The sequence below is a fragment of the Advenella alkanexedens genome, assembly GCF_019132845.1.
In the GTDB taxonomy this organism is placed as follows: Bacteria; Pseudomonadota; Gammaproteobacteria; order Burkholderiales; family Burkholderiaceae_B; genus Advenella; species Advenella alkanexedens.
The window spans coordinates 303047-317958 of sequence record NZ_JAHSPR010000004.1 but is presented as its reverse complement, the minus strand read 5'-3'; the positions used below and the strand labels follow the sequence as shown (position 1 = coordinate 317958).

Annotated in this window: 6 protein-coding genes, 1 pseudogene and 1 CRISPR repeat array; of the genes and pseudogenes, 1 reads left to right on the top strand and 6 read right to left on the bottom strand. The window is 42.7% G+C overall.

Translation table 11 applies throughout. From position 1 onward, the window contains the following. Positions 1-119 (top strand): annotated as a pseudogene (locus KU392_RS07590) (IS5-like element ISCARN85 family transposase); the annotation flags it as partial. A gap of 14 nt (positions 120-133) precedes the next feature. After that, positions 134-6103: a CRISPR direct-repeat array (repeat unit 28 nt; unit sequence TTTCTAAGCTGCTTATGCAGCAGTGAAC). Between the two features lie 135 nt (positions 6104-6238). On the opposite strand, the gene cas6f reads toward KU392_RS07590, so the two are convergent. The 6 genes from cas6f to cas1f form a co-directional block, all read right to left on the bottom strand. Then, the gene (gene cas6f / locus KU392_RS07585; RefSeq protein WP_217734998.1) at positions 6239-6814 is read right to left on the bottom strand and encodes a type I-F CRISPR-associated endoribonuclease Cas6/Csy4; all 576 of its coding nucleotides are present in this window, start codon (positions 6812-6814) and stop codon (positions 6239-6241) included. Positions 6815-6816: 2 nt separating this feature from the next. Continuing rightward, positions 6817-7827, bottom strand: a complete 1011-nt coding sequence (csy3, locus tag KU392_RS07580) for a type I-F CRISPR-associated protein Csy3 (protein WP_217734997.1) — start codon at positions 7825-7827, stop codon at positions 6817-6819. Between the two features lie 13 nt (positions 7828-7840). Next, the gene (csy2, locus tag KU392_RS07575) at positions 7841-8773 is read right to left on the bottom strand and encodes a type I-F CRISPR-associated protein Csy2 (protein WP_217734996.1); all 933 of its coding nucleotides are present in this window, start codon (positions 8771-8773) and stop codon (positions 7841-7843) included. Beyond that, entirely contained in the window at positions 8770-10146 is a 1377-nt protein-coding gene (csy1, locus tag KU392_RS07570) for a type I-F CRISPR-associated protein Csy1 (RefSeq protein ID WP_217734995.1), read from the bottom strand. The genes csy2 and csy1 overlap by 4 nt, the downstream gene beginning before the upstream one ends. 321 nt (positions 10147-10467) lie before the next feature. After that, positions 10468-13809 (bottom strand): type I-F CRISPR-associated helicase Cas3f, encoded by a 3342-nt coding sequence (cas3f, locus tag KU392_RS07565; RefSeq protein ID WP_217734994.1) that lies wholly within the window; start codon positions 13807-13809, stop codon positions 10468-10470. Then, a complete protein-coding gene (gene cas1f / locus KU392_RS07560) occupies positions 13806-14774 on the bottom strand; it encodes a type I-F CRISPR-associated endonuclease Cas1f (RefSeq protein WP_217734993.1) in 969 nt (322 codons plus the stop codon). Before cas1f ends, cas3f begins: the two co-directional genes overlap by 4 nt. Positions 14775-14912 lie beyond the last annotated feature (138 nt).

The window sequence follows — 14912 nt, the reverse complement described above, 5'->3', positions numbered from 1 at the left end:
ACACCAAGATTCATATGGTTGCCGCGGATGATCGAACTGCCGTAGCGTTTTCACTTTCTCCCGGACAGGCCCATGATGCGCCTGCTGGACGTGTCTTGCTCGAACGGCTCGGCGCGCTCACTCGGCCTTAACATTTCTAAGCTGCTTATGCAGCAGTGAACATAAACTAACAGAACATCATTAAAATCCAGTCTTTCTAAGCTGCTTATGCAGCAGTGAACCGTTGTTAGGGCAGCTGTTGCAGATAAGCCGGTTTCTAAGCTGCTTATGCAGCAGTGAACCCTTTGGGGGGCGCCCCCTGCGTGGGGTTGCTTTTCTAAGCTGCTTATGCAGCAGTGAACTGCAGCAGGCACGTACTATATCGGCACACGCATTTCTAAGCTGCTTATGCAGCAGTGAACCACCCCAGGTATCGTCATAAAGCCTCACTCTGTTTCTAAGCTGCTTATGCAGCAGTGAACTAATGCGGAACCGTACGATGATGAAGGGCATTTTTCTAAGCTGCTTATGCAGCAGTGAACAGATATGGATTGTGACAAAATACGGGCATTATTTTCTAAGCTGCTTATGCAGCAGTGAACTCGTAAACTCCTGGCAAAAGATATTGTCTTGTTTCTAAGCTGCTTATGCAGCAGTGAACCCCTGCAAATGATCGCCCCCTATTTTTCAGTTTTTCTAAGCTGCTTATGCAGCAGTGAACAGCTGTGCAGGTTATTCTTAACACAGTCGATTTTTCTAAGCTGCTTATGCAGCAGTGAACGGTGATGCGCTAATCGGGGCTTTTGCCGGCGCTTTCTAAGCTGCTTATGCAGCAGTGAACACCATATCAACAACATCCACGCCTACTTGTGCTTTCTAAGCTGCTTATGCAGCAGTGAACCGTTGCCAGACCTTCGCCACCATCTGTGTTGATTTCTAAGCTGCTTATGCAGCAGTGAACCGCGTATCTTTTTTTGGTCGCTTGGCTGAAGTTTTCTAAGCTGCTTATGCAGCAGTGAACACTTGGTGCGCAGCATGAGGACAGATTTAAAATTTCTAAGCTGCTTATGCAGCAGTGAACGCCGAGCAAAAAAATCAGTTAGAAATTGAGCTTTTCTAAGCTGCTTATGCAGCAGTGAACGCACGCAGTGCGCAGCCCTGGACGGCGAGAACTTTCTAAGCTGCTTATGCAGCAGTGAACAATTTAATGAAATAGAAAATACAGATCCATATTTTCTAAGCTGCTTATGCAGCAGTGAACGTAAATCAAAAGGTTAAAGGTTAAAACAATATTTTCTAAGCTGCTTATGCAGCAGTGAACGTGATGATTGCTTCGGTCATTTGACGAACCATTTTCTAAGCTGCTTATGCAGCAGTGAACTACCGTCAAAATGCGGGGCTGGATGCAAATAATTTCTAAGCTGCTTATGCAGCAGTGAACCCCAACGCCATCACCAGATCATCCAGCAGCTTTTTCTAAGCTGCTTATGCAGCAGTGAACATTAGATTCGATCAAATAATCAAACCGTTTTTTTTCTAAGCTGCTTATGCAGCAGTGAACAAAACCTCTCCAAATACATTTTCCAAAATTCCTTTCTAAGCTGCTTATGCAGCAGTGAACATGAAGAACCTCGCTTTTGCTTTTTGCTTTTGTTTCTAAGCTGCTTATGCAGCAGTGAACGCTTGCGCCAATGAATGGCTGGATCAGCTTGATTTCTAAGCTGCTTATGCAGCAGTGAACAAAAAGCCCAGGAAGGCACTAAATCGAGCCTTTTTCTAAGCTGCTTATGCAGCAGTGAACCTGGATCACGTTTTATAACTGGCTCTGCTTTTTTTCTAAGCTGCTTATGCAGCAGTGAACATCAAGCTGGCACAGGCCGAGTCCTTGCCACCTTTCTAAGCTGCTTATGCAGCAGTGAACAGACCCGCTACATGAGCGGGCCAGATTGGTTATTTCTAAGCTGCTTATGCAGCAGTGAACGCCAGTGCGCGGCGCTTTTCGATTGTTTCTCTTTTCTAAGCTGCTTATGCAGCAGTGAACCAGTGTTTCTGTTGAAAGTTCATTCGGCAAGCTTTCTAAGCTGCTTATGCAGCAGTGAACCCTCGCTTTCGAGCAATTTAAGGAGCAATCATTTTCTAAGCTGCTTATGCAGCAGTGAACAACGTACTGTCCGCGCCCCTCCCATTTACCAATTTCTAAGCTGCTTATGCAGCAGTGAACGATTACAGAATGTGAGCTATCGGAAACAACTTTTTCTAAGCTGCTTATGCAGCAGTGAACGTGCAATAGCCGTAATTAAGGACGGCATACCTTTTCTAAGCTGCTTATGCAGCAGTGAACAACAATAGCTTTACAGCGAACAATAGGTACATTTTCTAAGCTGCTTATGCAGCAGTGAACGCGCAAGACCTCCTAACTGGGGACACCCGGCTTTTCTAAGCTGCTTATGCAGCAGTGAACGTACCACTGGACAAGCACAAAACGGCTTCGCATTTCTAAGCTGCTTATGCAGCAGTGAACGGTGTAAAGGGTGTCCAGCGATTGAGCCAACATTTCTAAGCTGCTTATGCAGCAGTGAACGATACCGGCCAATGCCTTTAAATTAGCTTCCGTTTCTAAGCTGCTTATGCAGCAGTGAACCGGCACCACTTGCAATGGCTGTAATTAAAGAATTTCTAAGCTGCTTATGCAGCAGTGAACACAGAGGGCGACTCGCTCCCCTCGCTGGCGAGTTTCTAAGCTGCTTATGCAGCAGTGAACTCCGAAGGTGTCAGGATTAAGGTTATCCAGCTTTTCTAAGCTGCTTATGCAGCAGTGAACGATTTTAATTGGCACTTCAGCAACCCGAAAGATTTCTAAGCTGCTTATGCAGCAGTGAACCCCTATTACCATTCTGCCGACCTGCCACGGGTTTTCTAAGCTGCTTATGCAGCAGTGAACTTGCACAACAAAGCATATTTGAAGAATAGGATTTTCTAAGCTGCTTATGCAGCAGTGAACAAACATTATGCTTTAACTCTGGATTTGTATCTTTTCTAAGCTGCTTATGCAGCAGTGAACTTCACGATTTTGAAATAGATTGCCGAGCGTCATTTCTAAGCTGCTTATGCAGCAGTGAACCAACTGATCGAACTCAATAAACGGATCTGACCTTTCTAAGCTGCTTATGCAGCAGTGAACGATTGCCAAGGCCATGGCCGGAGCAAGGTAATTTTCTAAGCTGCTTATGCAGCAGTGAACCAAGACATAGCCGAATATGAACCGGGTGATCATTTCTAAGCTGCTTATGCAGCAGTGAACTTTGAGTATAGCGAGCCGCCAGAAAACCACGCTTTCTAAGCTGCTTATGCAGCAGTGAACAGCGGGTATCTGTTGTTGGTCGGACAGGATCATTTCTAAGCTGCTTATGCAGCAGTGAACTTGACGGCCGTCTTGAGCCGTCTAATGGCTAATTTCTAAGCTGCTTATGCAGCAGTGAACGCGTTGGACGCGTTGAAGCCATGCGCCTGCGTTTTCTAAGCTGCTTATGCAGCAGTGAACCCCATCGCTACCGCTCAGGCCTCAAGGTACGATTTCTAAGCTGCTTATGCAGCAGTGAACGGCAGTACGATATCCGGTTCCGCAAGATCACGTTTCTAAGCTGCTTATGCAGCAGTGAACGGCGTTATCAGGAGCGGTAAGCGGTGAAGATTTTTCTAAGCTGCTTATGCAGCAGTGAACAGGGTCTGCCGTTTGGCTGGGTCGTTCGGGTCTTTCTAAGCTGCTTATGCAGCAGTGAACCAACATTCCGGCCAATGCCTACCGATTCGGCTTTTCTAAGCTGCTTATGCAGCAGTGAACATTCAATTACCAAATCCCGTAATTCACCATCATTTCTAAGCTGCTTATGCAGCAGTGAACTCACTGATTACTTTCACGATGCTTGATGTGCATTTCTAAGCTGCTTATGCAGCAGTGAACGAATATATAACGCAAACCCCATAGAAAAAAGGTTTCTAAGCTGCTTATGCAGCAGTGAACCATAAACTCCAGCCCCTCCGGCAAGTCCTGCATTTCTAAGCTGCTTATGCAGCAGTGAACTCCATTAATGAGCGGTTCTACTGACGAATTAGTTTCTAAGCTGCTTATGCAGCAGTGAACAATTTATTTTTAGATCTGGTAATCAAGTTGTTTTTCTAAGCTGCTTATGCAGCAGTGAACAATTAGACTTTGTAATCCGTTCGTTTTGTTCATTTCTAAGCTGCTTATGCAGCAGTGAACTAACCGCTTCAGCAGCAAGCATAAACCCAACTTTTCTAAGCTGCTTATGCAGCAGTGAACGCTTTACCTGCATTTTTGAGAAATTAAAGCTATTTCTAAGCTGCTTATGCAGCAGTGAACTAGGGATGGAACCATAGGGCAATCCTATTTTTTTTCTAAGCTGCTTATGCAGCAGTGAACAATTAGTCCTTGATTTTATCGCTCAAGAGATTTTTCTAAGCTGCTTATGCAGCAGTGAACCATCGCCGATAAAGCAGCAGGTCAAGGGCGCGTTTCTAAGCTGCTTATGCAGCAGTGAACGCCTTTTTTTTATGCCGGTAGTGATCTTACGTGTTTCTAAGCTGCTTATGCAGCAGTGAACAGCGAAGCGCTGGCGGGGCAACGCCCCTTAGATTTCTAAGCTGCTTATGCAGCAGTGAACTATAATCCTTTAAAATATCTTGATTTTGACCATTTCTAAGCTGCTTATGCAGCAGTGAACATCTTTTTTGACCTAAGCCCATCAAGCCAGAATTTCTAAGCTGCTTATGCAGCAGTGAACAGCTTGAGCGTAGCGAGGCCGAGCGGCGGGAATTTCTAAGCTGCTTATGCAGCAGTGAACACACCGGAACGACCGACATATGCAATGCAACATTTCTAAGCTGCTTATGCAGCAGTGAACGGCCTGTTGTTGTCGTTGAGAAGCCTGTGACTTTTCTAAGCTGCTTATGCAGCAGTGAACAAGGTGGACGCGGAGATTGAGGCAAAGCGGGTTTTCTAAGCTGCTTATGCAGCAGTGAACGATCCGGCCAAGGCTGAGGCTGTGATGAAAATTTTCTAAGCTGCTTATGCAGCAGTGAACGCAAAAAAAACCGCTTAGCATATTGCGTAAGCTTTCTAAGCTGCTTATGCAGCAGTGAACTTTCAACTATGGGCGGCACAGTCACTAAAACATTTCTAAGCTGCTTATGCAGCAGTGAACATGAAGGTTATCAGAATTTCGCCATGCGAAGAGTTTCTAAGCTGCTTATGCAGCAGTGAACTCCAGAAATACCAGTCAAGCAAATAGCAGAAATTTCTAAGCTGCTTATGCAGCAGTGAACAGCGCAGCCGTCAAGGGTTTTCAATGGCCGTATTTCTAAGCTGCTTATGCAGCAGTGAACAAAAATGTAATTTTTTGAAACGTTACATCTATTTTCTAAGCTGCTTATGCAGCAGTGAACGCTGGCCCTCTTGAACCTTACGCCGGGCAAGACTTTCTAAGCTGCTTATGCAGCAGTGAACGATGTGGACTCACACGGTAAGATGCCTGATGTTTTCTAAGCTGCTTATGCAGCAGTGAACCAAGTCCCGTTTCAAGGCTTGTTGCCTGTCGATTTCTAAGCTGCTTATGCAGCAGTGAACATTCTTAATAAAAAAATCCGGTAAACCGTCCATTTCTAAGCTGCTTATGCAGCAGTGAACGCAGGAAAGAAAAAACCCAAGGCGGGAACCTTTTTCTAAGCTGCTTATGCAGCAGTGAACCCATCGGAACAACAGCAATTATTGGTACTGTTTTTCTAAGCTGCTTATGCAGCAGTGAACAGTCGCCCTCTGTCGTCAGGGAAGCAGTGGCGTTTCTAAGCTGCTTATGCAGCAGTGAACCCATCGGAACAACAGCAATTATTGGTACTGTTTTTCTAAGCTGCTTATGCAGCAGTGAACTCGGTCAATACCCTGATCTTTCAGGCTCAAATTTTCTAAGCTGCTTATGCAGCAGTGAACTTTATTTCCATGCCTTGCCTGAATATCGTTACTTTCTAAGCTGCTTATGCAGCAGTGAACGACGAAGCCCACCGCATTACGCCTACCGTCAATTTCTAAGCTGCTTATGCAGCAGTGAACTAGAAATTCTAAAAGAATATTGTTGATTTATCAAGTTGTTAAAGAATAATTATGGTTTTTCCCCTTTTTTAAAGCCGATGTCTAACTCATTGATTTTATATTGTATTTATTATTGGCTTTAAAAAGGGTCAAAATTTAAAAAAGAGGTACAGTAAGTTGTGTACTTAATCCAAAGGAGTTGAACATCCCCTTATTGCTAGGGAGATTAGTCTGCTGCCGTTTTATCTGGAGTATCCAGTTTTGGCCAGTAGTACTGCTTTTTAAATGAACATGAGGATAATTTTTTTGCTTCATATATTTTGCAAGCATATTTTCTGCAATCTCATCAGACCACTCCCCTCGTTCAGTTAATCGCTTTTGGCTTCTCCTGATATGGCTGGCTCCTTTGTGATGGAGACGGCTAAAATAAGCATAGCTATTGACTGTTTCTGGAATGGGAATAACAGCGCCGATTAAGGCGTAGTCTTTCATGCTATTGAGTAGCAGTGCTTCTTGATTAATGGCAGAAATGTCTTTTTCACCTCCCAAAAGACGGATAATTCCTCCTAAGGTTTTTTGTTGTCCATAGGCCGGAAAGCTAAGACCAATTTTCCCATTGAATTTTGGGAGTAGCTGATGTAATAATTGCATAATATGGCTAATTACTTGGGATTGAGTTATATCAGCTTGTGGAATTGCTTTAACATCAAAGTAATGGGATAGCTCCGACATACTTACTCCTTGCCTGCAGCGCCAAATACACCACCACGAATTAGGACTGAAATTACATAATGTTGATCTTCTGGACTTGGTTTTTCATCTTTTAATATCCAGTTGTCGAATAGTGTATAAAAATCCTTTTTAGCTTTGGGTTGTCTAAATGCTGTCCCTAAAGTTGTGACAGAACCATAGGGTTCAGCAGCGATCGGGAATTGGGCGTCATCACTGTACCAGGTGTCAATGGTACGCAGGGCATTACCAATTTTTTGGGAGTGTATGCTGGCTACATCACCAATTTGATAGAGTACTTTGCTTTTTGTTTTTCCTGTGTCCAAAATCAATTCTTGAGAGGGATAAACTTCCTGGCCATAACCTACAATGGCTTGTGCTTCAATGTATAAGATAACAAATTGCTCATTTTTGAACCCTTGCTCAATAATTTTGGCTAATTGATCGATTTGCTCATTCTCAATATCAAATGAGTTTAAAGGCAAGTTTTTTGCATTATCAAAAGAAAGAGAAAATTTTTCCCCATCAATCGAGCAGCTTACTGTTACATGGATTTTTTCTGCACCAATTCTATTTCTCCAAAGCCAACGGGCGTTGGCAATATTAATAGCATAACGGCGGGCTAAAGTGCTTAAACCAGTTTCGTTAAGATAAGACTGGACAGTAGAAAGCAGTTTGATTTGGTAGTCGGGGTCATTACAAACATTGGGTTTGCCGGTAAAGGGCAGAACCTTACAACTGAAACAGGCAACAAGCGTATCTTTGTCATTATCCAGGGTTGCTACATCCACTTTTTGAAGGTTTGCTTTTTCAATTTCGGCATCCAGTTTTGCAGGATCATTTGTGATTGTATTTTTTAAACGATTGGAAATGGTTCCACGGACTGATTTTTCCCGGACGTTAACGACTGTTTTTTTGTTATCCGGGTTTTGGCTGTCGAGTTGTTCGAAGGTACAATCAGATATATCTAAATTTCGTTCAAATGCCAATACACTTGCAGTAGATAATTTTGCCATTGTGTATAACTCCTTAATATTCAGATTGTGAAATTAAATAAAGATTGTTTTCTGGCTGCTTAAAACGCCAAAAAGCAGAATTAAAATTGTCTTCTATCCGATATGGAAAAACCCATTTCCCTAATGAGTAAATGCACTCAACATATTGACTGGGGTATTCAGATGTACGACAGTTTTCCAGTTCACCGCAGGTAAAGGGTTCGTAAATGCCTTGATATCCAACTGCAATAGGAACAATCCAGCCCCTGCCGGTCTTAATGCTTTTTGTTTTCCATTGAGTGGCCTCAGGTTCGTCACTATCCGTTTCCGGTACGTGGTGCAGTGTGGCTGTTTCTATTAAGGCATCAAGCGGGGTTGCATCTGGATGTTTGGCTTTTAATTCGTTGGTTATATCAACCAGTTCCTGAGCGGCATCCATTAATACAAAGGCGGGTATTAATGAGTTGATAATGGGAGAAATCCCTTCTTCGCCATATGCGGGCACAAGAGATGCTTTTTGAATGTGCATAACGCTGCCACTGGCAAGTCGTTGTTGCATCATTTGTTTTTGTACGTAATCAATTAGTTTTTGTTGTAACGCATCGTTATCGCTTAGATCAATATCGTCGAATACTTCAATTACCAGGCTCACAGTTAAATCAATTCTGCCTTCTTCCACAATGGCAGCGGTTTTCCCATCTTTTTTGATGGGGTTTCTAGTTAGGTTGAATGTATAGTCTGCCGAGTTATATGGGCGATAGGCATGTAAATGATATTCATGACAAGCAATTAAGGTGCCATCAAGTCTTATACCAGGGAAAATGTTTTTGATTTTTCGGTTAAGGGCATGAATGGCACCAATAAAACCACTAATGGCCGGAAAACCATAGGTTAGTGGGCTTGAAATGGCATTGGCGTTTTGAATACGAATTTTGTTCAGCACAAGGTAATTGCTTAGGTAACTCATTCAAATACTCCTTCATTTTTTTGTGCACTGGCTTTTATTCTTCGACGTAGTGTTTTACGCCATTCGGCATATTCAGGATCGGCAATATTTTCTTTTAGTTTTGGGAAGTTTTTTCTGATTAAACTGTTGATCCAGCTGGCAAAAGCATGTTCAATTTCACTGATCCAGTCTGTGCTGTCTTTATCTGCCTTGAAGTTTTCTTCATTGATTAGTAAGGCTCGTTCGGGGTCAAGCCAATATTTTTGTGACCATTCCAAATCATGGGTTTTGCTCCAGCCTGGCTCATAGGTGGACTGAATAGAGTCAGCAATTTCAAAAACTTTATTAATAATTTCTTCAAGAGCCTCTTTTCTTTTTGTGCGAATGCCAACGTTGTTTGCTTGTTCTTCTATTACGTTGAAAAAATTCTGAATACTGGCGAAACAGTAATAGCTTAAGTTTTTATTAAATAGACTGGTTTGTTTTTGCCCAAGATGAAATTTGGGTCTGCTGTTAATTTTTGGTGGCAGGGATGGCAGCAAATAATTGCGGCCTCCTTGGGAGCTGGTTAATTGTGAAATATTTTGTGGTTTGGTGCCGCCTAATTTAACTACTGCCAAATTATTAATGGAAAAATAGGCTTGGGTTTTATCTGTGTTTTTCTTTTTGCTGTTTTCTCGGGCTTGTTTGTTTTCTTCTGAGTATTTTGCATTGACTTTTTGATAAAGTCGATTGACCATAGCAGATGGGTGTAGTGGTATCAGGCAAATATAATCATCGCCATTTATCTCAATGGTATCTGTATTGGCAGGCCATAGCAGTTGTTTGTTGCGCGCATCTGTTTTGGGAAATTCGATTTTGTTGTCTAGGGTGTCTTTGAAAATTTGCGCATATTGCTCGGAAAGAATTTTGTCATTTGCAAAACAGCTTTTTAGTGCTGGATGTTCATGCTGAATTAGGTCGCGCAGTTTGTAGTTTGTGTTTTCTATTGGTGTGTTGAAGAATGAGGCCAAGGGGAGAGCAGCGGCGTTGCCTGTGGCATCCAAAGAGGGGTGCTTAATAGATTGAGAACCAACAAGATGCTTAGGCAATTCCTGAATGCTTTGAAAATTGATATTGTTACCCTTGCTGTCTGGGTGAATGCCTTTGGAGATATGTGTTCCAAAATGCAGTTGCTTGGATAGCCTATGGGCAGCGTCACCAATCCATGTATTCAGCTCATATTTTTCTTGTGTTTCATTGATGTGCTTTGTAAGCGCTTCAATGTCGGTAATATTTCCCGCAATTTTGGCCTTTTCAAGCTTTTTAACTTCGTCTTCGGTCTTTTTATTGATTTGCTCGGCAAGGAAATTTTGAATAGCTTGATCTACTTGGTCTTTGGTTATACTGTTCATGACGTATCCTGTAACAAGAAGAAAATATATTTATTTTTATATTAATTATAAGTTTATTATTAAAATATGCAAATAGAAAGGAATAATTAAATTTTAATCTTGATTGTGAGGAAACGACCACCTGTTCGGCGGTAAAAATTTCAAAAAATATGCAAATAGAAATTTATAAGCCACCTTTTCGGTGGAGAAAACTCCGCCATTCTAATAGATTTCAGGTCGAAAACCTGTAAATAACAGTAAATGCATGAAGGTGGCAGTGCTGTCAGAAAGGTAATGCAAGAGGGTCTTAGTCTGCTTGAAGAATGAACTGCTATACGTTTTTTATCGCCAAAATCCCAGCCAGGGATGAAAATGCCATGATTTGTTTTCAACATAGTTTTCCAGTGAGATAGTTGCAAATTCTTTGGCAGTGGTTAAATAATCTTTGCCCCTTTCTTCTGCCAGTTTTTCCAGTTCTTCATTTAAGTCACAGGTCAGCCAGGGTGAAACAACGGGATTATGATGTTTAAACTGTGAAAATAAAATAAGGTAGTTAACGGTTTTTACTTGGTTGATATCTTGGTTTTTCCAGGCGATATCCGAAGGTACAAAGCTGAAACCTGTTTCGTTGCTGTCATCAGGCATGCATATATATTCGGTTTGCAACACATCTTGCTGTCTGAAGGGGCTGAGTAACTGTAGTTGAATCCAGAGCAGGTGGCTTAAACCGGGTTGCCAAAATGCATTGACATAGTTACGTTGGGCGTTGTTAATAACATCAGCAATTACAGCATGCTCCAGGTCGGCAAGCTTGGTTTTAGGAGTTAAGTTCTGGGGTTTTTGCACGCGAGGCACGGCATTAATTGGGTTCAGTTGTTCTTCTGCAATCAAGGTTTCAATATTATGGGCATCCAATTTGAACTTTTTCCCATCTTCAAAACCAGGTCTTTCAAAAGCGACAATACTACTTTGTATTAATGCACGAATATTTTTGTTCATAATCGCAATATTGGGTATTATTGTGCTTTTTTGAGGGCGGTGTCGCCATATACGTCCTGCCAATTGGATGATTGAACGCATAGATGAAGGTTCAACGATTGCCCAGTCATAATCATGATCACGACCCACTTCACTGACAGGGCTACTAATTACAATAAATATGTGCTGCTTTGCTGGGCTTTGGGCTAGAGCATCCTGTATTTCATTATGGCTAAATATCGCATTTTCTTTATTGCGATTTAGGATTTTGTCCAGTTTTGCTTCCAGTGCATTGCGTAAAACAAGCAATTGCCGTGCATGGTAACAGCATAGATGAAAATGAACGGTGTCGGTGATAAGCTCCTGCTCATACATTGCTTTAACGACTTGAATAATGTTTTTAGTGTTAGCAAGCCGTATTAAGCCAATACTTACCTGTTTTTTGGAGGTTGGGCATATCTCATGATGATGGACGTGCATTTGTTGTGCTGAATTTAGTAACAGTTTTGCGAGCTCTGCGTAATTTATTTTCTTGCCTTCTTGGGAAGTGCAATTATCAACGGTTAATATGCTGCCTATTCGACGTATAGGTTCCTGTCGAAGTTTTATGACCCTTTTTTCTACAAAGGCAGTGTGGGACAGGGCAAAACCATTGGCCTCATCATGGGTTTGATGTTGTTGCTGGTGTTCATCAACCCAAAAACAGTCAACCCCTCTATTGGGATGTTGATTATGAAAATTCCATATTTCCCTACCTGCTTTATAGGCGGAAAATAAGCCACAAATAAGATCCGGGGTGAGGGTGGCGGAAGAAAGAAGCACCCTGCTGCCAAACAGTCCGGTTAAATAAACCAGCCGGCTAAGGGCGGGTAAGTCGTTATGATCAAAATCATCGGGTTCATCCAGAATTAAATCAGATGAAAGCAGACGAAGAATTGGAGTTATGTGTTTACCGCCACGACCATTTTCACTTGCTGCCATTAAGTGGTCAATGGTGCAGCTGACAATAGGTGTATAAAGCAATTGCCGCGCTTTTGTGTCGGCAATAATAGTACCAAGCTCCTCAGTCTCAATACCACTTTCCGAGACGTTAACTATCTCCTCAACCAGTTCTTGCATGGATTCGCTACCCAGATTGGCATATCTGTTTTCATTTTGTTGTGCCTGCTGGGAAAGATTGAAAAGCTCACGCATGGCATGGCCGCCCACTAGAACGGCAAGGCTGCTGTCATCCAGATTGAGTTTTTGGCGTAAAGCCTCACCGGTTTGTAAAGTTAAAACACGCAAGCCTAATGCAATAGTGAAACGTACGCCAGCTTTAGGATTGGCCAAGGCAGCCATTATTCGTGCATTCCCCAGTGTTTTACCGCAACCGGTAGAAGCCATGTTGACCCCAAAGAAACCGTTTTGATGGCTGCTTTCCTGAAGTGATCTGGCCAGGTCGAAGGCTTTGTTTTGCCAGTTAAAGCGGGCGATAGTAGTGCGTTGATTGAATGTTTTATGTTTTTTTATCGCAGGCAGCTCCTGGGAAAATTTGGGTAGAAGACGTGAAAAACGCGCGGTGAATTGACCAACTCCCATCAAATGTTCGTCCAGTTTTTGTTTGGGTTTGCCCTGACTATCGGTATTGGCAATCAGATCAAATTCACTGTCGCCCTGTAGGCGTTTAGGGTCATTGCTTTTTAAGCTGGAGTAATTGTGATCCCCCACCATCAGGCTTAAACGTGCCAAGTGCAATATAAAAGGGTCGCTAATGGTGCCTGATGCTGCCAGTTTCTTAAGGGGCGGATGGTTGAGAGCTTTGCCGGCCCAGCGTTTCATATGTTTCTGCCAGCTTTGGCTATACATGGCCTGGTTGGAAAATTGCCAGAACTCTTTGCTGTCTTTGCGTTCATCGTTGGCTTTTTGGTTTTTAACCCAGCCATCAACCGCTTTTAGTTTTTTATAAAAATTACTGGCATTACGGTTGAGTAACTCACCATTTAACTGTGCACGAATACGGGCAGGCTTATCTGCATAGAATGTCTCAATGGGCATGCGATGATGTGTAACGATCAACCATGAAACCAATTGGGCAATGGGGGGCAGATTGGCAAATGAATGAGATGTATCATTTTTTTTCTCATCATTGATTAAGTGCTCAAGCCAGTCAGAATTATTTGAAAAATAAACATCTAATTCAGTAAAACGTTTTAACCATGATTCATCATCAGGGCAGCCGTATATTAGTGCTTGAAACAGTCGCAAGGAAATCCACTCGTGTCGGTAAGGATCTGCCTGTAACGGAGCATCAGGTTTAAGTTTTTTGGCAAATCCGATGTTGGCTTTGCCAATGTCATGTAACAGGGCAGCGATAGTAGCAACAATTTGAATGGTAGAGCCATGTACCCATCGGTTTTCATCTTCTGCACGTAAAATATTGCGACGTGTTTTGTTGGTAGGTACTCGGCCTTGTTCATTGAACTGGCTTTGGTCGCCAACAATCCATAAAAGTTCAGTCAGGTTTTTGCCATGTGTCCAATAACATGCAACAGCCGTGTTTTTGCGTGCGGTTTGCCTTAATAATTTTCGTAAGGTATTCAAACCTGCCTGAGTGATAGGCGTTTGCCACGTGCGCTCGCCACAGCGTTCGGCAAACTGGTCCAGAATACGGCGGGTTTCTTTAAGGGCATTCTTATGGCATTGACTGACTAACAGAATATTCATGCTGAATGGGTAGTAAGGGCTAATTGTTTAAGGGTATCAATAATAATATCAAGAGCTTCAAAACGCGCGAATTGACTTATACATGCTTGCCTGAAATCACTTTCACTATCCCCTGACTGCGCTGAAATAAAGGCTTGTGGCAAAACCATGGCATCTTTAATAATATCGGCCGCATCAAAAACCAGACCGCCACGACGTGTTTTTCCATGTAAAATTGCCAGGCCATGTGGTAGACCCAAAACCCAACATCCCGTTGCGCCCAAGCCATAGGCCAAATAGTTGCCGTGATCTAAAAACCGGTTTGCCGGGTCAATACTGTTGCCTCTGCTACTCCTGCTAAAATCACTATCATTAATGGTGGCACGATTGGCAAGTGCATAAAGTTTTAGGGTTAATCGGGCTTCTGCGGTTAATAAGGATTGATGGTCGTTGACATTATTGAATTCATTCGAGGCATTTTCAAGTAAGGCAAGCAGTTGCTCATGTGGATAATCCCATTCAAACTTGGGCCAGAATTTTTGTATAACCATTAGGCGTTGGGTTTGCAGGTTTTTTGCCGCAACCAAGCGTTTGTCATCGTTAAACCAGAATTGACACCATTTTTGCAGGTATTCGGTTGGGCGATACTCACTTTGCGGACTTAAAAATTCGCAAGCTATTTCGGCTTCTGTGCCTGCAAATAAAGGTGTTCCACCACCACCGCTAAAACCAATCATGACGCCTGCTTTTGCAAGTTCCCGCATGGCTGCCTGGGTAATGGATGTGCCAGTTCCCAATAAAATACATGTTGTATTGGCAATTGGAATGTTCCAATATAAAGATTGAGAGCCTTGGTCTGTTACATATTCAACACGGCCCCCATTTACCAAAACACGGCAGTGTTCCAGGTAATAAAGGTTTGCCCGTTTTGAATGCAGGATGGTTTTGAGCTCGGTAGAGGGAATTTGAGGTGTTTTGCGTTTCATCTTACCTGCGTAGTATTTATGGCATGCATAGATCATACGATACGCAGTTCAATTGGACCAGCATTCAGTAACCAGTTGGTTGGTCTTATGCATTCCCACGCAGGAGTAAAGTGATCCCAAAAAGTTGGACACCCATTC